Source organism: Evtepia sp., assembly GCF_056797215.1.
In genome coordinates, this window is record NZ_JBQILM010000032.1 from 1 (window position 1) to 22,028 (window position 22,028).

26 protein-coding genes and 1 other annotated feature are annotated in these 22,028 nt (G+C 57.8%); of the genes, 9 read left to right on the forward strand and 17 right to left on the reverse strand.

Annotated elements, in window-relative coordinates; all coding sequences use genetic code 11:
- Positions 1–463: 463 nt before the first annotated feature.
- Together rpsI and rplM are read right to left on the reverse strand one after the other, a co-directional pair.
- On the reverse strand, positions 464–868 hold the full coding sequence (rpsI, locus tag ACTOZL_RS08010) for a 30S ribosomal protein S9 (RefSeq protein ID WP_482477760.1): 405 nt from the start codon (positions 866–868) through the stop codon (positions 464–466).
- A gap of 14 nt (positions 869–882) precedes the next feature.
- Complete coding sequence (gene rplM, locus ACTOZL_RS08015) at positions 883–1,314, reverse strand: 50S ribosomal protein L13 (RefSeq protein ID WP_482477761.1); 432 nt, start codon at positions 1,312–1,314, stop codon at positions 883–885.
- A 251-nt stretch (positions 1,315–1,565) separates the two neighbouring features.
- Here rplM and ACTOZL_RS08020 point away from each other — a divergent pair, with 251 nt between their 5' ends.
- On the forward strand, positions 1,566–2,282 hold the full coding sequence (locus ACTOZL_RS08020) for a tRNA 2-thiocytidine biosynthesis TtcA family protein (protein ID WP_482477762.1): 717 nt from the start codon (positions 1,566–1,568) through the stop codon (positions 2,280–2,282).
- A 51-nt stretch (positions 2,283–2,333) separates the two neighbouring features.
- Here ACTOZL_RS08020 and ACTOZL_RS08025 read toward each other — a convergent pair whose 3' ends face one another.
- From ACTOZL_RS08025 to ACTOZL_RS08050, 6 genes are all read right to left on the reverse strand, one after another.
- Positions 2,334–3,689 (reverse strand): FAD-dependent oxidoreductase, encoded by a 1,356-nt coding sequence (locus ACTOZL_RS08025; RefSeq protein WP_482477763.1) that lies wholly within the window; start codon positions 3,687–3,689, stop codon positions 2,334–2,336.
- Complete coding sequence (locus ACTOZL_RS08030; RefSeq protein ID WP_482477764.1) at positions 3,689–5,146, reverse strand: NAD(P)/FAD-dependent oxidoreductase; 1,458 nt, start codon at positions 5,144–5,146, stop codon at positions 3,689–3,691. The genes ACTOZL_RS08025 and ACTOZL_RS08030 overlap by 1 nt, the downstream gene beginning before the upstream one ends.
- An 86-nt stretch (positions 5,147–5,232) precedes the next feature.
- Positions 5,233–7,155, reverse strand: a complete 1,923-nt coding sequence (locus ACTOZL_RS08035) for an ABC transporter ATP-binding protein (RefSeq protein ID WP_482477765.1) — start codon at positions 7,153–7,155, stop codon at positions 5,233–5,235.
- On the reverse strand, positions 7,155–8,900 hold the full coding sequence (locus ACTOZL_RS08040) for an ABC transporter ATP-binding protein (protein ID WP_482477766.1): 1,746 nt from the start codon (positions 8,898–8,900) through the stop codon (positions 7,155–7,157). Before ACTOZL_RS08040 ends, ACTOZL_RS08035 begins: the two co-directional genes overlap by 1 nt.
- A gap of 49 nt (positions 8,901–8,949) precedes the next feature.
- A complete protein-coding gene (locus ACTOZL_RS08045; protein ID WP_482477767.1) occupies positions 8,950–9,396 on the reverse strand; it encodes a MarR family winged helix-turn-helix transcriptional regulator in 447 nt (148 codons plus the stop codon).
- A 152-nt stretch (positions 9,397–9,548) separates the two neighbouring features.
- Positions 9,549–10,724 (reverse strand): coenzyme F420-0:L-glutamate ligase, encoded by a 1,176-nt coding sequence (locus tag ACTOZL_RS08050; protein ID WP_482477768.1) that lies wholly within the window; start codon positions 10,722–10,724, stop codon positions 9,549–9,551.
- 244 nt (positions 10,725–10,968) lie between these two features.
- Here ACTOZL_RS08050 and ACTOZL_RS08055 point away from each other — a divergent pair, with 244 nt between their 5' ends.
- Genes ACTOZL_RS08055 through ACTOZL_RS08065 form a run of 3 tightly spaced genes read left to right on the forward strand, consistent with a single transcriptional unit; the run spans position 10,969 to position 12,736 of the window.
- Positions 10,969–12,090 carry a radical SAM protein gene (locus ACTOZL_RS08055; protein WP_482477769.1) on the forward strand — a complete coding sequence of 374 codons (1,122 nt, stop codon included), beginning with the start codon at positions 10,969–10,971 and terminating at the stop codon, positions 12,088–12,090.
- A gap of 60 nt (positions 12,091–12,150) precedes the next feature.
- The gene (locus tag ACTOZL_RS08060; protein WP_482477770.1) at positions 12,151–12,429 is read left to right on the forward strand and encodes a type II toxin-antitoxin system Phd/YefM family antitoxin; all 279 of its coding nucleotides are present in this window, start codon (positions 12,151–12,153) and stop codon (positions 12,427–12,429) included.
- A gap of 16 nt (positions 12,430–12,445) precedes the next feature.
- Entirely contained in the window at positions 12,446–12,736 is a 291-nt protein-coding gene (locus ACTOZL_RS08065; RefSeq protein ID WP_482477786.1) for a type II toxin-antitoxin system RelE/ParE family toxin, read from the forward strand.
- A gap of 173 nt (positions 12,737–12,909) precedes the next feature.
- Here ACTOZL_RS08065 and rplL read toward each other — a convergent pair whose 3' ends face one another.
- The 7 genes from rplL to rpmG all read right to left on the reverse strand — a co-directional run bounded on the left by rplL (position 12,910) and on the right by rpmG (position 16,419).
- Positions 12,910–13,290, reverse strand: a complete 381-nt coding sequence (gene rplL / locus ACTOZL_RS08070) for a 50S ribosomal protein L7/L12 (protein WP_482477771.1) — start codon at positions 13,288–13,290, stop codon at positions 12,910–12,912.
- Positions 13,291–13,344: 54 nt separating this feature from the next.
- On the reverse strand, positions 13,345–13,881 hold the full coding sequence (rplJ, locus tag ACTOZL_RS08075; protein WP_482477772.1) for a 50S ribosomal protein L10: 537 nt from the start codon (positions 13,879–13,881) through the stop codon (positions 13,345–13,347).
- A gap of 29 nt (positions 13,882–13,910) precedes the next feature.
- Positions 13,911–14,029: a sequence feature (ribosomal protein L10 leader region), on the reverse strand.
- Between the two features lie 59 nt (positions 14,030–14,088).
- Positions 14,089–14,781, reverse strand: a complete 693-nt coding sequence (gene rplA, locus ACTOZL_RS08080) for a 50S ribosomal protein L1 (RefSeq protein WP_482477773.1) — start codon at positions 14,779–14,781, stop codon at positions 14,089–14,091.
- A 14-nt stretch (positions 14,782–14,795) separates the two neighbouring features.
- Positions 14,796–15,221, reverse strand: coding sequence for a 50S ribosomal protein L11 (rplK, locus tag ACTOZL_RS08085; RefSeq protein WP_482477774.1), 426 nt, complete (start codon positions 15,219–15,221; stop codon positions 14,796–14,798).
- A 113-nt stretch (positions 15,222–15,334) separates the two neighbouring features.
- Positions 15,335–15,853 (reverse strand): transcription termination/antitermination protein NusG, encoded by a 519-nt coding sequence (gene nusG, locus ACTOZL_RS08090; protein ID WP_482477775.1) that lies wholly within the window; start codon positions 15,851–15,853, stop codon positions 15,335–15,337.
- Between the two features lie 16 nt (positions 15,854–15,869).
- Entirely contained in the window at positions 15,870–16,211 is a 342-nt protein-coding gene (gene secE / locus ACTOZL_RS08095; RefSeq protein ID WP_482477776.1) for a preprotein translocase subunit SecE, read from the reverse strand.
- Positions 16,212–16,254: 43 nt separating this feature from the next.
- Positions 16,255–16,419, reverse strand: coding sequence for a 50S ribosomal protein L33 (gene rpmG, locus ACTOZL_RS08100; protein ID WP_021920277.1), 165 nt, complete (start codon positions 16,417–16,419; stop codon positions 16,255–16,257).
- A 569-nt stretch (positions 16,420–16,988) separates the two neighbouring features.
- Between rpmG and ACTOZL_RS08105 the strand changes: the two genes are divergently transcribed.
- The 4 genes from ACTOZL_RS08105 (at position 16,989) to ACTOZL_RS08120 (ending at position 19,770) form a co-directional block, all read left to right on the forward strand.
- Complete coding sequence (locus tag ACTOZL_RS08105) at positions 16,989–18,272, forward strand: acetyl-CoA hydrolase/transferase family protein (RefSeq protein WP_482477777.1); 1,284 nt, start codon at positions 16,989–16,991, stop codon at positions 18,270–18,272.
- 152 nt (positions 18,273–18,424) lie between these two features.
- Complete coding sequence (locus ACTOZL_RS08110; protein WP_482477778.1) at positions 18,425–18,697, forward strand: type II toxin-antitoxin system prevent-host-death family antitoxin; 273 nt, start codon at positions 18,425–18,427, stop codon at positions 18,695–18,697.
- A 37-nt stretch (positions 18,698–18,734) separates the two neighbouring features.
- The gene (locus tag ACTOZL_RS08115; protein WP_482477787.1) at positions 18,735–18,992 is read left to right on the forward strand and encodes a type II toxin-antitoxin system RelE/ParE family toxin; all 258 of its coding nucleotides are present in this window, start codon (positions 18,735–18,737) and stop codon (positions 18,990–18,992) included.
- A gap of 172 nt (positions 18,993–19,164) precedes the next feature.
- On the forward strand, positions 19,165–19,770 hold the full coding sequence (locus ACTOZL_RS08120; protein WP_482477780.1) for a recombinase family protein: 606 nt from the start codon (positions 19,165–19,167) through the stop codon (positions 19,768–19,770).
- Between the two features lie 69 nt (positions 19,771–19,839).
- Here the strand turns inward: ACTOZL_RS08120 and ACTOZL_RS08125 are convergent, their stop codons facing one another.
- Positions 19,840–20,991 (reverse strand): hypothetical protein, encoded by a 1,152-nt coding sequence (locus ACTOZL_RS08125; protein WP_482477781.1) that lies wholly within the window; start codon positions 20,989–20,991, stop codon positions 19,840–19,842.
- A 107-nt stretch (positions 20,992–21,098) separates the two neighbouring features.
- Here ACTOZL_RS08125 and ACTOZL_RS08130 point away from each other — a divergent pair, with 107 nt between their 5' ends.
- Complete coding sequence (locus ACTOZL_RS08130; protein WP_482477783.1) at positions 21,099–21,278, forward strand: ribbon-helix-helix domain-containing protein; 180 nt, start codon at positions 21,099–21,101, stop codon at positions 21,276–21,278.
- Between the two features lie 45 nt (positions 21,279–21,323).
- Here the strand turns inward: ACTOZL_RS08130 and ACTOZL_RS08135 are convergent.
- Positions 21,324–22,028: 4Fe-4S binding protein (locus ACTOZL_RS08135; RefSeq protein ID WP_482477785.1), on the reverse strand; the 705-nt coding region annotated here is incomplete at its 5' end.

The following is a 22,028-nucleotide window of genomic DNA, read 5'->3' on the forward strand; positions in this document are numbered from 1 at the left end:
TTCTAATTCGTTGTGGTTGCTTCTGGAAATAGAAAAAGCCGCCACTTCATAAATTGAAAAGTGACGGCTTTTTCTGATCCCGGAATACAGTTCCCCGGAAACGCAAAAAGCACCCAGCAAAAAATACTGAGTGCCTGCATTAAAATCATATTCAATTATTCAAATTCGGTCAAACTACGCCAAACTGTTCTCGTATAAATTGAGGGGTGAGAGGGAGTAAAAATCGCCTCTGAAATACCCCGAAATCAGGGCTGTGGTTGTCCTATTTTTTAACCACTAAGCCCGTTTTTTACCTCCATTTTTGCCGGTTGTCCTATTTTTAACCACTAAAAATTGGGTGAAAATGGCTCTCGTTGTGTCAAATCAGGTCAAACTATATTAGCTTGTTTGGGTATAAGAAAACCCCGGAAAACCTTGATTTTCCGGGGTTTTTGAGCAATTTTGATACGGTTTGAACAGCCGATTATCGCTTGCTGAACTGGGGCGCGCGGCGGGCGGCCTTGAGGCCGTACTTCTTTCTCTCCTTCATTCTGGGGTCGCGGGTGAGGAAACCGGCGGCCTTCAGGGCGGGACGGTGCTCTGCGTTCATCTCCAGCAGGGCGCGGCTGATGCCGTGGCGGATGGCACCGGCCTGGCCGGTGACACCGCCGCCGGTGACGGTGGCGCTGATGTCCACCTTGCCCAGCAGGCCGGTGGTGTCCAGGGGCTGGCGGACGATGAGCTTCAGGGTTTCCAGGCCAAAGTAATCGTCGATATCACGGCCGTTGATGGTGATGGCCCCGGTGCCGTTGGGGAACAGGTGGACACGGGCCACGGAGGACTTCCGGCGGCCGGTGCCGTAATGGTAAGGCTTCTTGCTCTTATACATGGTCTAGTTCCTCCTTATTCTGCGGTCCAGGGCTCGGGCTTCTGCGCGGCGTGGATGTGGTCGGGGCCGCGGAAAATCTTCAAGCGGGTGAGGGAGTCCTTGGTGATGGTGTTGCGGGGCATCATGCCGCGCACGGCCAGCTTCATGGCCAGCTCCGGCTTGTCCTGCATGAGCTTGCGGTACTTGGTCTCTTTCAGGCCGCCCACGTAGCCGGAGTGGGTGCGGTAGAACTTCTGGTCCAGCTTCTTGCCGGTGAGCACCGCGTCCTGGGCGTTGATGACGATGACGAAGTCACCACAGTCGGCGTGGGGGGTGTATTCGGGCTTGTGCTTGCCCCGCAGCAGGGTGGCTGCCACGGTGGCGGTCTTTCCAAGGGGCTTGCCAGCGGCGTCAAGGATATACCACTTGCGCTCAATGTTGCCCTTGTTGGCCATAAATGTGGACATAGGGTCGAACCTCCAAATCTCTTGTTTCACAAAGAATCGGCCCGTTTACAAATCCAGCCTGTCCCCGTATAATAGGAGGCGGCCACGGGCCTGTTTTAAGCGGGCTTAATTATAATACAGTGTACCCCCGGTGTCAACGCTTTTTCCTGATTTTTTAATTTAGCCTATCAAAATCTCGCTCGTGCGCTTGTTTTCTCTTGAAATCTCTTGATATCTCATCTTCAATTTTCGTTTTTTATGGAGGAAAACCCATGCGAAAGACACTCAGCCTGCTGCGCCGCTGCGTGGAGGACTATGATATGATCCAACCTGGGGAGCGCGTTGCCGTGGGGGTTTCCGGGGGGAAGGACTCCCTGCTGCTGCTGGCAGGCCTAGCCCAGCTCTCCCGCTTCTACCCCGCCCCCTTCACCGTGGAGGCCTTCACCGTGGACATGGGCCTGCCCGGTATGAACTTCACCCCGGTGGCGGAATTTTGCCGGGACCTGGGGGTCCCCTACTACCAGGTCCCCACCCAGATTGCCCACGTGATTTTCGACGTGCGCCAGGAGAAGAACCCCTGTGCCCTCTGTGCCAAGATGCGCAAGGGCTCCCTCCACGAGGCCCTGTTGGCCCAGGGAATCCACAAGGTGGCCCTGGGGCACCACTACGACGACGCGGTAGAGACCTTCTTCCTCTCCCTCTTCTACGAGGGGCGTCTATCCTGCTTCCGGCCTGTGACCTACCTGGACCGTACAGATGTCACCCAGATTCGCCCCATGCTCTACCTGGGGGAGGACTTGGTCCGGGAGACCGCTGCCCGTTTGCAACTCCCTGTGGTCCACAACCCCTGCCCCGCCGACGGCGCCACCCGGCGGCAGGAGGTGAAGGAGCTGGTGGCCCGGTTGGAGGGGCAGTATCCCAAACTGCGGGAGTATGTATTCTCAGCCATGCAGCGCCTGCCGCTGCCGGGATGGGAGGCGCAGGAATAAAGAAAGACAGCGCCGGGAGCCCTCTGCTGGGGCCTCCCGGCGCTGCGTTTTTTATTGTGCCGCTAAGATATCCACGCCCATCCCGAAGGGGTCGTCCAGGACGATCCGTCCACAGGGGACGCTGCCCTCGGGGAGGGTGATCTCCCGCAGCCGGGCGGCGCAGGGCAAGAGCCGCTCCCGGGGCAGGGGACGGCTGCTCTTCACCGGCAGCAGGGTGCCGTCCTGGCGCTTCATGGTGGTGGTCAGCAGGCGCAGGGGGGCCGTGGCCTCTTGGCGGGCATAGGCCTCCCCTTTTTCACAGGCGTTGCCCTTGGCCATCCCGTCGGGGCGCAGCCGCACCCGGCAGCCCCTGGGGCAGAGGACGCAGGTGACCACCCCCGGCTGGGGCAGGCCCTTGGGGAGGTTGGTGTTGCTGTCCCTGGGCATGAGCTTTAAGGATTGCTTTTGGAGGAAGCGGGCGGCGTTGCGGCCGGCGGCCAGGCCCTGGGTGGTGACGAAATCCGCCAGGTCCATCACCTTCCGGCAGTTGCCGCAGGAGAAGATGCCGGGGATGGTGGTTTGGAGGTACACGTCGGTGAGGGTGCCGTTGGTGGCTGGGTCCAGGGCCACCCCCGCCATGGCGCCCACCTCGTTCTCCGGGATCAGCCCTACAGAGAGCAGGAGGGTGTCGCAGTCCAGATGGCGCTGGGTGCCGGGGATGGGCTTGCCCTCCTGGTCCAGGTCCGAGAGCTCCACCCCGGAGAGCCGTCCCGTCCCGAATATGTTGGTGACTGTGCAGTTTAGATAGAGGGGGATGCCGAAGTCGTACAGACATTGGCTGACGTTTCGCTCCAACCCCCCAGGGGCCTCCTTGGCCTCCGCCACCGCCAGCACCTGGGCCCCCTCCAAGGTCAGCCGCCGGGCCATGATGAGGCCGATATCCCCGGAGCCCAGAATCACCACCCGCTTGCCCACCATGAGGTTCTTGGTGTTGAGGAGGTTTTGGGCAGTACCGGCGGTGTAAATCCCCGCCGGACGGCTGCCAGGGATGGCAATGGCCCCCCGGGTCCGCTCCCGGCAGCCGGTGGCCAAGACCACCGCCCCAGCCATATAGGTGTGGACGCCCCCCCGGGTGACGGCGGTGACAATCCGGCTCCGGCTGAGCCCTGTGACCATGGCCCCGGTGCGCAGGCGTACCCCCGCTTCCTGGGCCTCCGTCCGGGCCAGGAGGGCATATTCCGGCCCCGTGAGCATGGCCTTGTAGCGGTGCAGGCCGAAGCCGTCGTGGATGCACTGGTTCAAAATGCCCCCCAGCTGGCGCTCCCGTTCCAGGAGCAGCACCCGTTCCGCCCCGGCCTCCCGGGCCCCTTTGGCGGCGGCCAGGCCCCCAGGCCCGCCGCCGATGACCACAACGTCATAGCGTTCCATCACTTCACCCTCCCTGTAAAGAGTGGGGAGTTCTCCTCCCGGTAGAAAATCTCCTCCGGCGGCAAGCCATAGTCCGTCAGCATCCCAGCCAGCTTGGGCAGGCAATAGCCGCCGCTGCAGCGCCCGGTGGTGGCCCAGGCCCGGTATTTGATGCCGGACAGGGTGCGCACCCCCAGGGGGTTTTCAATGGCCTGGCGGAGTTCCGCCCGGGTCACCTTCTGGCAGCGGCAGAGGATTTCCCCGTATTCCGGGTCCCGGGCAATGAGCATCTCCTGGGCCCCCAGGGATTTCTCCCGGAAGCGGGGGATGCCCCGGCGCTGGGGGTTGAAGTCCTCCTTGGGGTGCAGGTCCATGGATTGCCCCACCAGGGCCACCACCCCCCGGGCGATGGGGAGGGAGGCGGTCATGCCGGGGGACTCAATGCCGATGAGGTTGATGAGCCCCCGGCAGTTGCGCTCCTCCCGGATGATGAAATCCCGGGAGCCCCCCACCCCGGGGGGCGTCTGTTTGGGGCGGATGCCACAGTAAGCCCCGATAATCTGTTGTTTTTCCAGGCCGGGAAGGAGCTGTTGGGCTTCTTTGAGCAGCTGGTCCAGCACCGGCTTGGTGCAGGAGACATCCTCCGGGTCGTGGCTGTACTCGGCGCTGGGGCCGATGAGCAGGTTTCCGTGGACGGTGGGGGTCAGGTGGACCCCCAGCCCCCCCGCCCCCGCCTTGGGGACGGGGTATACCGGGAGGGGGAGAACCTCCTTGGCTACCTGGTCCAGGACGTAATACTCCCCCCGGCAGGGGTAGAGGCGATAGCCCTCCGCCCCCGCCATGGCGGCCACCTGGGCGCTGTGGAGCCCGGCGCAGTTGATGACAAAGCGGGCGTGGAAGTCCTGGCCACCGGCGGTGACGGAGAAGCCCGTCTCCTCCCGGCGGATGGCGGTGACCTGGTGGCGGAAAAAGAAGGAGGCCCCGTTGGCATGGGCGTTCTCCGCCAGGGCTACGGTGTAGAGGAAGGGGTCAAAAATCCCGGTCTCCGGGGAGAGCATCCCCCCAATGCCCCCCAGCTGGGGGAACTTGCTGCGCAGGCTGTCCTGGTCCAGCATGGTCAGGCCGTGGCAGCCGTTGCGCTCCCCCTGGGCCATGAGTTGAAGAAGGGTGGCCATGTCCTCCAAGTCGAAGGCCAGGAGCAGCTTGCCGGTTTTCTTGTAGGGAACGTCCAACTCCTGGCACAGGGCTTCAAAGCCCCGGTTGCCCTCCACGCACAGGTGGGCCATGAGGCTGCCGGGGGGATTGTTGAACCCCGCGTGGACCACGGCGGAGTTGCGCCCACTGGCCCCGGAGGCCACGTCTGCGGAGCGCTCCACCAGGGCGATGGAGCAGCGGTAACGGGCCAGCTCGCGGGCCACGGCGCAGCCCACCGCGCCGCCGCCGATGATGAGGACGTCAAACTGTAGGTCGTTTGCCATAAGGGAACCCTCCCACAGAGCCCTGCCCCCAGGAGACGGGGGCAGGGCTTGGTGTTTTGTTTGATGCAATTATACCATGTGTGGGCCTATTCGGAAACCTGATTTCCCGTATAAAGTTGATAGTACCGGCCTTTTTTCTCCATCAACTCCTCGTGGTTGCCCCGCTCAATGATGCGGCCCTGTTCCAGGACCATGATGCAGTCGGCGTTGCGCACGGTGGAGAGCCGGTGGGCGATGACGAAGGTGGTGCGGCCGTACATGAGGCCGTCCATGCCCTGCTGCACCAGCATCTCCGTGCGGGTGTCGATGGAGGAGGTGGCCTCGTCCAGGATGAGCACCGGCGGGTCTGCCACAGCGGCCCGGGCGATGGCCAGAAGCTGCCGCTGGCCCTGGCTTAGGTTGGCTCCGTCTCCGGTGAGCATGGTGTTGTAGCCGTCGGGGAGCCGGCGAATGAAGCCGTCGGCGTTGGCCAACTGGGCGGCGGCGATGCACTCCTCGTCCCGGGCGTCCAGACGGCCATAGCGGATGTTGTCCATGACGGTGCCGGTGAAGAGGTGGGTGTCCTGAAGGACGATGCCCAGGGAGCGGCGCAGGTCCGCCTTTTTGATTTTATTGATGTTCACCCCGTCATAGCGGATTTTTCCATCTTGGATGTCATAGAAGCGGTTGATGAGGTTGGTGATGGTGGTCTTGCCTGCCCCGGTGGAGCCCACGAAGGCGATTTTCTGTCCGGGGGTGGCAAAGAGCTTGATGTTGTGGAGGACGATTTTCTCGTCGCTGTAGCCAAAGTCCACGTCGTCGAACACCACGTCACCTTGGACGGGAATGTAGTCGTTCCCCTTTTTCCAGGCCCACTGGCAGGTGCGCTCGTGGGTCTCCACAGTGGTGCCGTCGGGGCCCTCCTTGATGTTCACCAGGGAGACGTCCCCCTCGTCAGGTTCGGGCACTTCTTCCAGGAGCTGGAACACCCGGTTTGCCCCAGCCAGGCCCATGACGATGGCATTGAGCTGCATACTGAACTGGGCAATGGGCATGTTGAAGCTCTTGTTGAAGGTGAGGAAGCTGGCTAGGCCACCTAGGGTGAAGCCCCCCACGCCGCCCAAGGCCAGCATCCCGCCCACAATGGCGCAGAGCACATAGCTGACGTTGCCCAGTTGCCCGGTGATGGGCATGAGCATACTGGCGATGGTGTTGGCGTTGTCGGCGCTGTGGAAGAGGGCTTCGTTGCGCCGGGTGAACTCCTCCACGCTCTCCTCCTCGTGGCAGAATACCTTGACCACCTTCTGGCCCTCTACCATCTCCTCAATGTAGCCGTTGAGGCTGCCCAGGTTGCGCTGCTGTTCCGCAAAATAGCGTCCAGAGAGGCCGGCGAAGCGCTTGGTGACAAAGAGCACCAGCCCCACCATGGCCAGGGTCAGGATGGTTAGGGGGATGTTCAGCACCAGCATGGAGATCAACACGCTGACGATGGAGATGCCGCAGTTCAAAAGCTGGGGCATACTCTGGCTGATCATCTGCCGCAGGGTGTCCACGTCGTTGGTGTAGATGGACATGATGTCCCCGTGGGCGTGGGTGTCAAAATACTTGATGGGCAGGCTCTCCATGTGCTGGAACATCTCGTCCCGCAGGTCCCGGAGGGTGCCCTGGGTGACATAGATCATGATGCGGTTCCAGAGGAAACTGGCCAGGACGCCGCAGGCGTAAAACAGGGCCACCCGGGTGATGGCCTGGGCCAGGCCGGAGAAGTCCGCTGTCCCGCCGGTTTGGACCGCTTGGATCATGGGCAGGATGTATTCATCAATGAGGGTTTGGGTAAAGAGGGTCCCCTGGACCATAGCCAAGACACTGACCACAATGCCTACCACCACAAGGATCAGGTGGGGCCAGTATCGCCGGCCCACATAGCCCAGCACCTGCCGGAAGGTTTTCATGGGGTGTTCCAGCTTGGGGCGGGAACCGCCTGGGCCTTTTCCATGAGGTGTGTGCATGTCTTTCACGTTTTTCGCCATTAGTCTGCACCTCCCTCGTCAAAGTCGCCGCCGCTGGTCTGGGACTCATACACGTCCCGGTAAATTTCATTGGTTTCCAGCAGCCGTTCATGGGTGTCAAAGCCGCTGATCCGGCCGTCGTCCAGCACCAGAATCCGGTCTGCCTCCGCCACGCTGGACACCCGCTGGGCGATGATGAACTTGGTGGTGTCGGGAATCTCCTGGGCAAAGGCGGTGCGGATTTTTGCGTCGGTGGCGGTGTCCACCGCGGAGGTGGAGTCGTCCAGAATCAGGATTTTGGGCTTTTTCAACAGGGCGCGGGCAATACACAGCCGCTGCTTTTGCCCGCCGGAGACGTTGCTGCCCCCCTGTTCAATGTAGGTGTTGTAGCCCTCGGGCATTTTCTGGATGAACTCGTCGGCACAGGCCAGCTTACAGGCCTGGATACAGGCTTCCTCCGTGGCCTCGGCATCGCCCCAGCGCAGGTTTTCCAAAATGGTTCCCGAGAAGAGGACGTTTTTTTGGAGCACCACGGAGACCTGGTTGCGCAGGGCCTCCATGTCGTAGTCCCGCACATCCCGGCCACCCACCAGCACTTGCCCGGCGGTTACGTCGTACAGGCGGCTGATGAGATTCACCAGGCTGGTCTTGGCGCTGCCGGTGCCCCCTAGGATGCCGATGGTCTCTCCGGCTCGCACCGAGAGGTTGATGCCCTTGAGTACCGGCTCGTCAGAGTCCTTCCGGTAGGCGAAATCCACGTCCCGGAATTCCACAGAGCCGTCGGCCACATCAAAGATGGGCTGGGGGGGATTGTGCAAATCGGGGGTTTCCCGGAGTACCTCGGAGATGCGCTCGGCGCTGGCCATGCTCATGGAGAGCATCACGAATACCATAGAGAGCATCATCAGGCTCATGAGGATGTTCATACAATAGGCCAGCAGGCTCATGAGCTCACCGGTGGTGAGGGCGCTGCTGACAATCATCTTGGCCCCCAGCCAGCTGATGAGCAGGATGCAGGTATAGACCGTGGCATTCATCAGGGGGAACACCCAGGAGACGATTTTTTCCGAGGATAGGAACATCTTGTAGATGTTCTGGCTGGCGGTGTGGAACTTCTGGTTCTCATGTTCCTCCCGCACGTAGGCCTTCACCACGCGAATGGCGGAGATGTTTTCCTGTACGCTGGCGTTGAGGTCGTCGTACTTCTGGAAAATCTGGCGGAAGTATTTCATGGCCCGTGACATGATAAGGAACAGGAACAGGGCCAGGACCACCACTGCCACCAGATAGATGCTGGCCAGCCGGGCGTTGATGGAAAAGGCCATGAGCATGGCCACGATCAGGGAGGCCGGTGCCCGGATGCACATACGCAGGAGCATCATGTAGGCGTTTTGCACGTTGGTCACGTCGGTGGTCAGGCGGGTGATGAGACCGGCGGTGCTGAACTTGTCGATGTTGGAAAAGGAAAAGCGTTGGATGTTCTCGTACATGGTCTGGCGCAGGTTGCGGGCCAGACCGGCGGAGGCACGGGCGCCGAACTTGGCCCCCAGGGAGCCGGTGAGCAGGCCGATGAGGGCCATCAGCAGCATCCAGAGGCCCACGTAACGGATGTGCCCCATGTCGCCGGCCGTGACGCCGTGGTCGATGATGGAGGCCATCATTAAGGGGATGACCATTTCCACGGCCACCTCCGCCAACATCATCACAGGGGTGAGGATGGAGTCCCGTTTGAATTCCTTAATTTGAGACGCAATGGTTTTGAGCATAGCGACACTCCTTTCTCTGTTCAAATGAAACGCGAACCGCCCGCTGCCGTCAACGCAGGTTTGCCTGGATCCGCTGGCACAGGGATTGGAAGAGCGCCCGCTCTTCCAGGCTGAGGCCCTGGCAAGCCAGGGCCTCCACCTCATCAATGGCCTCCATAGAGCGTTCAAAGACGGAGATTCCAAGCTCTGTGAGAGAGAGCTTTTTCAGCCGCGTATCACCGTCGGCGCTCTGACGGGTGATGTACCCCTTCTTTTCCATGAGCTTCACCATGCCGGAGACAGAGGAACGGGTGACGTTAAACGCCGCTTCCAGGTCCCGTTGGTAGACATCCTGATTCTGCCGGCAGTAGAGAAAGCCTAAAATGTGGCCGTGCATCATGGAGAACTCGTCGATGCCCCGCTCCCGCGCGATTTTCAAGCATTTGCGGGTCAAAGCGTGGTCCAGAGTTTTAGTCAGCCGCCCCACATGGAGGGCGGAGGGGTCGTCCTGATACATGGAAGTCCCTTCTTTCTGAAAAAGTTCGGTAACGAACAGTTCGGTAGCGCACATTATAACAGGGCTGACACGATTTGTCAAGGGGATTTTGGGGGAGGTTGAACCATAAAAAAACCGCCGCCCCAATGGGGCGGCGGTCCTTGGGCGGAGGCTCACTCCGCGTAATTTTTGAAATAGTTCTGGATGACGATGAAGGGGGTACCCTTGTCACCGGAGCCGGAGGTCAGGTCGCAAAGGGAGCCCAGCAGATCGGTATACTGCCGGGGGGTGGTACCCTCGGCGCTCATATCCCCCACCAGGTCGGCGTTCTTGCTCTGAATCTCCTGGCGGATGGCACGTTTCAATGCCTCACCGGAGAGGTCGGCAAAGTCGTTGTCTGCCAGGTACTTCAGCTTCAGCTCGTTGGGGCGGCCTGCCAAGCCTGCGGTATAGGCTGGGGAGACCACAGGGTCTGCCAGCTCCCAGATGCCCCCCACAGGGTCTTTGAAGGCGCCGTCGCCGTAAATCATGGCCTCCACCTGGATGCCACGCTCCTTCTGGATACGGGCCTGGATGCCATCCACCACCGGCTGGCAGTTCCGGGGGAAGAGCTTTAGCTTTTCCTCGGTGGCCTTGTTGGAGCCCAGGAGGCCGTAGGTCTCATGGCAGCCGCTGCCGTCGATGGGGGCGGACATGATGTCTGCCAGGGTGTAAACGGTTTTCCCCATTTCTGCCAGGGTATCCCGGGTCTCCTGGCGGGTGTGGATGTCGCAGCAAAGGATATGGTCACAGGCTGTGGCGATGGCGCGGCAGTCGTTGGAGAAGAGGAAGGTGGCCTTGGCACCTTCGCTCTCAATGACTTCCCGGTAGAAGTCCAGATAGTTCACCCCGGTGAAGGGGTGGACGGGGGAACCGAAGGTGGCCACGAAGCTGGCCTCATCGTAGGAACCGGCATCGTCGTACTTGTGCTTAACATAGGCAGATCGGGCCATCAGGGGGTTGCCCACCTCGTCATTGGGATAGCTGAACAGCACCACCACCTGGTCCATTGCCCGGGCGATGGCCTTCAAGGTCACGGAGAAGCGGTTGCGGCTGAGGATGGGGAAGACCAGCCCCAGCTTCTTGCTGCTGAACTTATTTTGGATATCCTGGGCCACCTGGTCCACACTGACATAGTTGCCCTGGGCGCGGGCCACCACGGACTCGGTGACGGCGATGATATCCCGATCCTTGAGGCTGTAGCCGTCCTCCTTTTCTGATGCGTATACGCTCTTGACGACCAGGTCGACGATGTCGTCGCCCTCCCGGATAATGGGGCCCTGGATGCCTCTGGAAATCACGCCTGCCATGGTTGTATCCTCCAATTTATGTTGATTTGCGGAATATTTTTGGTACGGAGTGGTAGTTTGATGAAAAACACCGCAATTATTATACAGAGAGTTGGGCGCAATAGCAACCTTTTTTTCGCATTTTTCCGTCTAGGGGGGCAATTTCCACCGGAAGCAGGCAAAATTCCCCGCTTGCCCTAGGACAGCTTTTCCTGTATAATAGCAGCTACTTTAGATACAAGACTGGCAAAAGGAGGAACAGACCATGGGGAAGGAACGCTATGAGGGCTTTGAGCTGGGCCCCATCCGCCCGCCCAGCGAGGCATACAGCTTGTTATTGCGCATCAACCGGGGCTGCGGCTGGAACAAGTGCCGCTTCTGTGGCTTTTACCGGGACGTGCCCTTCAGCCCCAGGACGGCGGAGGACATCAAAAAAGACATCGACTGCGTGAAATATTGGATTGACGTGTTCCAGGGTCGGGAGAAGAGCAAGCCCCAGATGTCCGCGGCGGACCAAGAGGCCTGCTACATGGCCTACCACTGGCTCCAAAGCGGGATGCAGTCGGTGTTCTTCCAGGATGCCAACAGCATCCTCATGGCCCCGGAGGGGATGATTGAGGTGCTGGAATACCTGAACCAGACCTTTCCAAACATCCGGCGTATCACCACCTATGCCCGCTCCGATACCATCAACCGTCTGAGTCTGGAGCGTTTGAAACGCTACCGGGAGCTGGGGCTGAACCGCTTCCACATCGGCATGGAGACGGGGAACGACTATATTTTGAAACTGATGCGCAAGGGTGTCACCAAGCAGGTGCAGATCGAAGCGGGACAAAAGGCCATCCAGGCGGGCATCGAGATCAACGAGTTCTATATGCCTGGTATGGGGGGCAGGGAGTATGCCCGCGCCAGCGCCCTGGATACTGCCGACGCCCTGAACCAGATCAATCCCAACTTCATCCGCATCCGCTCCATGGCCCTGGCGGAGAGCTTGGAGATGTACGAGGACTACGAAAAAGGCCTCCTTACCCGTCCCAACGACATTGAGACCATCCACGAAATCCGCCTGTTCATCGAGAGCTTGGAGGGGATCACCAGCGTGGTGGACAGCGACCATATCCTAAATATCCTCTTGGAGCTCCGGGGCCGGCTGCCCGAGGATAAGCCCAAAATGCTGGCCCTCATCGACCGCTTTTTGGCGCTCCCGGAACCAACCCAGAACATTTTCCGCCTGGGCCGGCGGCTGGGCGTTATGGGAGAGCTCAGCGATTTGAACCGGCCTTCCCTGGTGGACAAGGTGAAGGAGACCATGGAGCGGGCGGAGATCGACCGGAACAACATAGATGAGGTCTGCGACCAACTGATGATCCGGGCGATTCCCATCTGAGGAGGAAGTGGTTGATATTTTATCGTGATTACGATAAAATAAAAATGGGGAGGTATTCCTATGAAAATGATTAGACCTGTTTCTGATTTGCGGAATCACTTTGCAGATATTTCAAAAACAGTCCATGAGACGGCTCAACCTGTTTTTTTAACAAAGAACGGGTATGGAGATATGGTTGTTTTAAGTATGGAGGCCTTTGAGTCGATGCAGTTTGACAGCGAAGTGTATGTTAAACTCCGGGAAGCAGAGAGAGAGGCTGAATTAACGAATCAACGCTATTCATCAAAAGAAATATGGAGGGCCATGCAAGAGGCTATCGGAGGGGACTCAGTTGTATAAGCTGGAATACTTACCTGTGGCCCAGCGGGATATGGTAGAAGCTGTACGATATATCAGCGAGAACCTACAGAATACAACTGCTGCGAATCAATTGGCGGAGGAGTTGATAGAAGCAGGGGAGGGTATATTAGATTTTCCATATGCTAACCCTGTGTATATACCAACAAGGCCATTAAAGTATGAGTATCGTAAGATATTAGTTCGTAATTACTTGATATTCTATAGGGTGGATGAAGAAAAGAGATTGGTTACGATAGTTCGAGTAATCTATGCGAAACGAAATTATGAATCCCTTCTGGAGGGATAGAATATATTCCGCCGGAAGGAGGTCATTGACATGATGGAACTGCTCTTTGCTCCTGGCTCTAGCTGATGAGTTTGGCTTAGCGGTAAAGTTTGGCCTGAAGTCCTAAAATGATGAATAAAAAAGCGCGTTGCAGGTTTTCTGCAACGCGCTTTTTATACAACCGTAAGGGAAACTTACTTCAGCTCGACCTTTGCGCCGACCTCTTCCAGCTGCTTCTTCAGAGCCTCAGCGTCGTCCTTGGACACGCCTTCCTTGATGGCCTTAGGAGCGGACTCAACCAGAGCCTTGGCGTCAGCCAGGCCCAGGCCGGTGATCTCACGGACAGCCTTGATGACCTTGATCTTCTCAGCGCCGAAGTCAGCCAGGACCACGTCGAACTCGGTCTTCTCAGCAGCGGCCTCAGCAGCGGGAGCAGCGCCAGCAGCGGCGACAGCAACAGGAGCAGCGGCGGAAACGCCGAACTCGTCCTCCAGAGCGTGAACCAGCTCGGACAGCTCCAGAACGGTGAGGGTCTTGATCTCTTCGATCATAGCGGTGATCTTTTCGCTAGCCATAATAGTGTACCTCCAAAAGTAAAGTAAAAATGATTATGTTTTCATGCAGCGGCGTTAAGCCTTTTGATCTGCGATGGCCTGCACAACGCGAGCCAGGCCAGAGATGTTGGCGTCCAGCACAGTGGCCAGGCCGCGAACGGGTGCGATAAGGGTACCCAGGACAGTAGCCACCAGGACTTCCTTGCTGGGCAGGTCGGCCAGGGCCTTGACACCGGCGGCGTCGATGACCTTGCCGTCCACGAAGCCAGCCTTCACGGTGAACTTCTCCTGGGCGGCCAGCTTCTTGGAGAACTCGCTGACCACCTTGGCGGCGGCCACGGGGTCCCCCTGGCACAGGGCGATGGATGTGGTGCCCTTGAGCACGTCACACAGCTCGTCCAGCCCAGCGTTCTTCACGGCGAAGCGGGACAGGGTGTTCTTCATGACGAAGTAATCCACACCAGCTTCACGCATCTTGGCGCGCAGCTCGGTGTCCTCTGCCACGGTGATGCCCTTGTAGTCCACAATAACGCCGGCGGCGGCGTTTTGGAGCTTCTCGGTGAGTTCAGCCACGATGGCCTGCTTCTCGCTGAGGATTTTTGCGTTTGGCATACGGTTGTTTCACCTCCAAATGGGAATGATGAACCAAAGAAAAATATCCCTGTGCGCAAGACACAAGGATATGAAGCAATCATAATGGACTGCATCCTCGGCAGGATTTATGGTTACCTGCTGTCTTTGGAACGCGAAAGCATTATACCATCCCCCAAAGGCCCCGTCAAGAGCCTTTGGGGGAAAGATATCGAATTTTTTGAGATCTTAGCTGAGCTTGGCAGCGTTGATCTTGATGCCAGGGCCCATGGTAGAGGCGATGACGCAGCTCTTGATATAGGTGCCCTTGGCGGCGGCGGGCTTGGCCTTCAGGATGGCGCTGATGAGGGTGGAGAAGTTCTCACCCAGCTTCTCTGCACCGAAGGAGACCTTGCCAATGGGGCAGTGGATGATGTTGGTCTTGTCCAGGCGGTACTCCACCTTACCGGCCTTGGCTTCCTGGACGGCATTGGCCACGTTGGGGGTGACGGTGCCGGCCTTGGGGGAGGGCATCAGGCCCTTGGGGCCCAGGACCTTACCCAGACGGCCTACCACGCTCATCATGTCGGGGGAGGCGATGACCACGTCGAAGTCGAACCAGTTCTCCTGCTGGATCTTCTGGGCCAGGTCGGCCTCGCCTACGTAATCTGCACCGGCCTCCTTGGCGGCGTCAGCCTTGTCGCCCTTGGCGAACACCAGCACACGGGGCACCTTGCCGGTGCCGTGGGGCAGGACGATGGCGCCGCGGACCTGCTGGTCAGCGTGGCGGGAGTCAACACCCAGCTTCACGTGCAGTTCCACAGTCTCGTCGAACTTGGCGGGGGCGGTCTTGACGATGAGATCCATCGCTTCGGCGGTGTCGTACAGGTTGGTTTTGTCGATCTGCTTTGCGCAGTCCTGATATTTCTTTCCTCTAAACATTTGCTTCTACCCCCTTACTCGCCTACGACCACGCCCATGGAGCGGGCGGTGCCGGCGATCATGCTCATGGCAGCCTCGATGCTGCTGGCGTTGAGGTCGCGCATCTTGGTCTCAGCGATCTTGCGCACGTCTTCCTTGCTGATGGTGGCCACCTTCTCCTTGTTGGGCACGCCAGATGCCTTTTCCAGGTTGCAGGCCTTCTTGATGAGGACAGCCGCGGGAGGCGTCTTGGTGATGAAGGAGAAGGAGCGGTCGGCGTAGACGGTGATCACCACGGGGATAATCAGGCCGGCGTCGTTCTTGGTGCGCTCGTTGAACTCCTTGGTGAAGGCGGAGATATTGATGCCGTGCTGGCCCAGGGCAGGGCCCACGGGGGGCGCCGGGGTTGCTTTCCCGGCGGGAATCTGTAATTTGACGTATCCAGTAACTTTCTGTGCCACTTAGAGCACCTCCATTTTGTAAATGTGGTTGGACGGAGCGGCAAGCTCCTCCCACGCCTGCGGGGCCGCGCCCCGCAAGTCATAACGAACAGCGGAAGGGGTCCCCCCCACTGTTAAATGGACTCGATTTGGTCCAAATCCAGCTCCACCGGGGTCTCCCGGCCGAACATGGACACCACGACCCGGACCTTCTGGCGCTCGGTGTCGATCTCTTCCACGGTGCCCAGGAAGGATTCCAGGGCGCCGTCGGTGATGCGCACGCTGCTGCCCACCTCGTAGCTGACCAGGACCTCCCGCTTTTCCACACCCAGGGAGGAAATCTCCGTCTCGGTGAGGGGGATGGCCTTGTTGCCAGAGCCCACAAAACCAGTGACGCCCCGGACATTGCGCACCAGGTGCCAGGTCTCGTCGGTCATCACCATCTTCACCAGCACGTAGCCGGGGAACACCTTGCGCTCCACGGTCTTGGGGCCGGCGTCGGTAATCTCGGTGACGGTCTCCAGGGGGATGTTCACCGCCTGGATGAGCTCACCCATGTTGCGGTTTTCCACAGCTTTTTCAATGGTGGCCTTTACGGTGTTTTCATACCCGGAATAGGTGTGGGCCACATACCATTTCGCTTCTTCAGCCATAATGTTCTCCTAAACCTCAGCGGCCGAAGAGGGAGAGCAGGGCGTCGATGAGGGCGCTTGCGATGCCGTCGAAGATCCAGACAATGACGCCCACGACGATGACGCAGACGATCACAATGCCGGTGTTCCTGAGGGTCTCCGCGCGGGAGGGCCAGGCGACCTTTTTCAGCTCTGCCTTCAGCTCCCGGAAGAAGCGGCCGATGCGCTTGCCCACGCCGGGCTTCTTGTCCTTCTCGGCCTTGGCCTTGTCCTTTTTGGGCTTGGCGGCCTTGGGTTCTTTGGCTTCCTTACTGTCCTTCGGCTGTTTGTTCTGTGTCATCTCGGTTTCGTCCAGGTTCTGCTTTTCCTTTTCAGACATTCGTTGGTTCACCCTTCTTTCTTAGAGAGAATATGGGCCGTCATCACTTAGTCTCGCTATGAACGGTGTGCTTTCTGCAGAAGGGGCAGTACTTGTTCATCTCTAAGCGGTCAGGGGTATTCTTCTTGTTTTTCATAGTGTTGTAGTTGCGCTGCTTGCATTCGTTGCATCTGAGGGTGATCTTCACCCGTGCGCCGGCTTTTGCCATGTCGCGGCACCTCCTTTACGATGTTCGGCCCCGGAAAAGAAAGCGCCGGAAGCCGGCTCTCGTCTTATCCAGGCGAAGGCCAGTCCCCGACAGTTCTATCTATACCACGCGCTCTAGGGAGCGCGAAAAAGAACACGGTTGGATCGGCTTTCTTTGCCTCCCTATGTCCGATGCGGTCAAGGGTTTGCGGGCAGATACCGTTAATCTGCGCACAAAAATAAAGCCCTTTTCATAGGTGTACTTATAGTACCATGCTTGTCCCGCCACTGTCAAGAGACTTTTCCTGTAGGATTTTACCGAAAATAGGGGAAAAAAGGAGGTGGGCGGGGGCGGTACTTCATAAGGCGGCGGGGCTGGGGATGGCTGCGTGAGAGTTTGGGACTGTGTGGATAGGATTTCCCCTAGGCCCGCTGAACCTGCCCCTTCCTTCAAATTTCTCGAAAGCTACTTTCGAGAATCCTCGTTTTACAAACCCGCCCTGGCGCCGCTATACTAGAGCCAGAAAGCAAACCACGCCGCCCTGGGCCGCGGACCTGACGGGAGGCAGAGCGTCGAAAGGAGCGTTTCTCATGGCAAAATTCGTCACTGCCCAGGAGGCCGTCCAGGCCATCCACTCCGGGGACCGGGTGGTCCTAGCCCACAGCGTGGGGGAACCCCAGGCACTGGTCAACGCGATGCTGGACAACTACCAGGCCTACCAAAATGTGGAGGTCCTACATATGCTGGCCCTGGGCCCCTGCAAGTATACCCAGCCCCAGTACGCCGGCCATTTTTGGCACAACTCCCTCTTCGCCGGGCCCGGGAGCCGGGCCGCTGTGAATGAGGGGCGGGCGGACTACACCCCCAACCTCTTTGGGGAGTCCCCCCGGCTGTTCTACGAGGGCATTTTGCCCATCGACGTGGCCCTCATCACCCTCTCGCCCCCGGATGAGCGGGGCTATTGCTCCTACGGGGTGACGGTGGACTATACCAAGTGCATCACCGAGACCGCCAAGCTGGTGATTGCCCAGATCAACGACTGTATGCCCCGGACCTACGGCGACACCCTGGTCCACATTGACGACATCGACCTGGCGGTGCGCTGCGACGAACCCCTGTTCCGCCGCCCCATTATCCCCATCGGGGAGATCGAGCGGAAGATCGGTGCCCACTGCGCCAGCCTCATCGACGACGGGGCCACCATTCAATTGGGCATTGGCTCCATCCCCGACGCCATCCTCAGCTTTTTGGACGAGAAAAACGACCTGGGGGTCCACTCGGAGATGCTCTGCGACGGGGCGTTGCGGCTGCTGAAACAGGGGAACATCAACAACAGCCGGAAGAACATCAACAAAGGCGTGTCTGTGGTCACCTACCTCTATGGCCAGGACGAGCTGTATGAGTACGCCCGCCTGAACCCCAAGCTGCAAATCTTCCCGGTGAACTATGTCAACGACCCCAGGATCATTGGGCAGAACGACAACGTGGTGTCGGTGAATTCCGCCCTCAGTGTGGACCTCATCGGCCAGGTGGCGGCGGACTCCATCAGCGCCGATACCATTTTCAGCGGGGCCGGTGGGTTTGTGGACTTCGTCCGGGGGGCCTCCTTCTCCAAGGGGGGCAAGTCCATCATTGCCATGCCCGCCACCGCCATGAAGGGGAAGGCCTCCCGGATTGTGGAGCAGTTCGACGCCGGCCGGCCCATCACCCTCTCCCGCTTTGAGACCCACTACGTGGTCACGGAGTACGGCATTGCCAACCTCCGGGGCCGGACCCTGCGCCAGCGGGCCAGGGACCTCATCGCCATCGCCCACCCGGATTTCCGGGATGAGCTGAAGGAGGCCTACGAGCGGAGGTTCCGGGAGGCCTTTTGACAATCGCTACAACGGTAGTCCCCTCCAAATAGAGCAGCCCGGACCAGAGATACGGTCCGGGCTGCTGCATATTTGCTGTTGAATTTTACAGCGCTTTGGGGTATACTACTCCCATAGGCTGAAAACCGTGAGGATAGGAAGGGGTGGCTGATATGCCGAACATCAAACCGATCTCTGATTTACGAAACTATACGGAAGTGCTGCAAAATGTGGACGTGGACGCTCCGGTGTTCCTGACGAAAAACGGGCGGGGGAAATATGTTATCATGGATATCCGGGACTATGACCGGGAACAGGCCATGGCCCGGCTGATGCACGAGCTGGAAATCGGACGCAGGTCTGGGGAGACGGAAGGGTGGCTGACCTTGGAGGAGGTGGAGGAGCATCTCGGCATTCGATACAACGAACAAAATACATCTGTCTGAGCCAGCACAGAGAGACCTGGCAGGAATCAAGTCGTATATTGCGGAGGAATTGAAAAATCCAACGGCTGCACTTGCGACGATAACTAAAATTACGAAAAGCATACGTATGTTGAAAACACATGCCTTTGCGGGGGCGGCCTTGTCATCCATTGCGCGTGTGGATACGGATCACCGCTTTTTGGTCACGGGAAACTACCTCTGCTTCTACCGGGTAGAGGGCAGTGATGTCTATATAGACCGTGTGATTTATGGCAAACGGGACTATCTTCGGGTCTTGTTTGATGAGGAAGTATAACAAGTAGAGAATTCAATAAGGGAGGCCGTCTGCTACAGTAGTGGCAGACGGCCTCCCTTTATCACCCCAGGCTTTATGTTTTCCCCCAGGGTCCATCTTCCTTTCTCTCTCATTATCTGGGAAAATGAAACGGAAAACCGTTTCCGTCCACAGAGAGAAAGGCGTGAGAGAGATGTTGACGAATCAATATGGTTACCTTCGTGTCAGCACCAAGGAACAGCATGAGGACCGCCAGCTGGCCGCCCTGCGGGCGCTGGCCATCCCGGAGGAAAACCTGTTTATGGATAAGCAATCCGGCAAGGATTTCCAGCGGCCCCAGTACAAAAAGATGGTGAAGCGAATACAGCGGGACGACTTGCTCTATATCAAAAGCATCGACCGGCTGGGGCGCAACTATGAGGAGATTTTGGAACAGTGGCGCTTGCTCACCAAGGAGAAGGGGGCCGATATCGTGGTCCTGGACATGCCCCTGCTGGACACCCGCCGGGGGAAGGACCTCATGGGGACCTTTTTGAGCGATATCGTCCTGCAAGTGCTCTCCTTCGTGGCGGAGAACGAGCGCAGCAACATCCGCCAGCGGCAGGCGGAGGGCATTGAGGCGGCCAAGGCCAAGGGGGTGAAGTTTGGTAGGCCGTCCACGCCCCTGCCGGAGAACTTTGACCAGGTGTACCGGGCGTGGCGGGGGAAGAAGCTGACCCTCCAAGAGGCTGCCGCCGCCTGCGCCATGCCCCGGGGGACGTTTTATTCCAAGGCAATGAAGTTTGAGACAACGACCTAAGGTCTTGTTTCGTTGATTTCCATCGTGACCGGCCCTGAGGGTGGAGCGCCTCCGCCCTGGGGCCGCTTTTTATGTAGAAAGTGTGGTGAGCCTGTCTTTTGGGTAGGATTTGCTCATATCTAACAAAGCTGTATGCCCTGTTTGGGAAGCGTAGTCCTTTATTGCGTTTGAACAAGTGCTTGTGGATAGGTCACAAATACAAAAATCAGAACGGCTTATCATGTCCGCAAGCTCACCTAAGTGGTTGGGGCAGCTCAATGGGTCAACATATGCCACGGCATCACAGGGTGGACAGCAGCTATCGCTGATATCCTCGTCCTCTGTAACGGTCACAGCCGTTATGCGGGCCTGGTAAATTCGGCCTGTTTTTTTGGTCAGCACATACATGAAAGTAGAGGGAACGCATGTGCGTTCTACATGGAAGTTTTTGATGTCATATGCTCTGATCAAAAAATCAAGGATGTGCTCAAAGACATTGAGCGACTGATAGGTACCCTCACCCATAGAAAAAATGCTACAAGAAAACGTCTGTGTTTCCTTACCTAAATAGATATCTCTCTGATAACGGATCTGCATTTTCTTGCGAATTTCCGCACCTCCATGCCGCGCTATCTGCCCGATTCGGTTGAGGGTTAGAGCCATTTTTTCTGAAATTTCTTTGATAGAATGACCTTCGCTCATTTTTTCTAAAACATACAGTTCTTTACCAGAGAGACTGCTGACGCATTCCAAGCTGGCTTGTATGGTTTCGGTACTTGTGATATCAATCACCTCTAGAGGTTTGGACAGTGCGAAATCCAGCAATGGACTGACTTGGTCGTGGAAACTTTTATATACATAGCTGATTAAATGGGTAGAATTTTGAATGAGCCACCGGTTCATTTTCTTGTATGGCATGGAGACATCTTTGCTTTTCCCAATATCTATATGGGGTGTCACAATTTTGTCGATCATGCAAGGGGGGATATTGATTCGTTCCTGCTTTAGGTAGGGTTTATATTCTTCTTCTTGAAGAACAAGAGTTATTGTGACTTTTTCTGGGTTATGGGAGCGAGCCCGCAGCGCGGCCAGTAAACACCAATCATAAAAGTTGCCGCAGGGGTACAATAAAAATTCAACACGCTCGTTTTTTTCTACAATACGATTGACGGCCAGTTGAATACGAACATCAATGTTGATGTCGTATACTTCTCTGTGGCCTAAAAATGAACATACTGCCATTGCGACTTCTCCAATCAATAAACGATATCAATTTTTGATAGCTAATTTAGAATATTTTTTATCATAGCAGATAGCGATACAATAGTCAAGAAAGAGGGTGAAGAGCGATGGGAAAGTTTGTGGCACGAAAGCCGGAAAAGGAGGTTATCTCCATGCGGATTTCATTGGATACATTGAAGATCGTCGACCAAAAGGCTGCTGCAATCGGAATTAGCCGGAATGAATTGATCAATCAAATGATTACCTATGCTCTTGAAAATATGGAAGATATAACGCAAGAAGAATGATAGATAGAATGGGCGGTACCTCGCAAATTGAGGTGCCGCCCATTTTCAATCGTTTTCTATTTTGACAGCGCTTTCTTGCTTCCTACTCCGGGGGAATCCCGCGGTAATTACCCCCTCCGGGCAAACCGCCTTACACCTTCCGCAGCGGATGCACTCCCCGCTGTTGATGTCTTTCGTGACCTCCACCCCCATAGGGCAGGCTCGCTCACACTGTTTGCATCCTACGCAAGCTTCCTTGTCCAGCTGCATTTGAAAAAAGCTAAAGCGGTTGAATAGGGCATAAAAGGCGCCCAGGGGACAGAGGTAGCGGCAGAAGGGGCGGTGGATGGCCATAGCGGCCAGGAGGATAACAGCCAGCACCAGGACCTTCCAATGAAACAGCGCCCCCGCCAAGTCCCGCAGTGCTGGACTGGTGAGCATCAGGGGGATGCCGCCCTCCAACGTCCCGGCGGGGCAGAGGTATTTGCAAAAGTATGGCGGGGTCACCCCGGACGCGGGGATAACCAGGGCGGGAAGGAGGAACACCAGCACCACCAGCACCAGGTACTTTACCCCCCGGGCAAGCCGGTCCAGCTTTTTGGGGACCTGTAACTTGGGCAGCGGAATCTTATGGAGCAGGTCCTGGACCAGGCCGAAGGGGCACAGCAGGCCGCAGGCCACCCGGCCTAAAACCACCCCGAAGAGCATCAACAGGCCCAGGGTGTAGAAGGGGAACTGGCGTCCGAAACCGCCCAATGAGCTCTGTAGGGC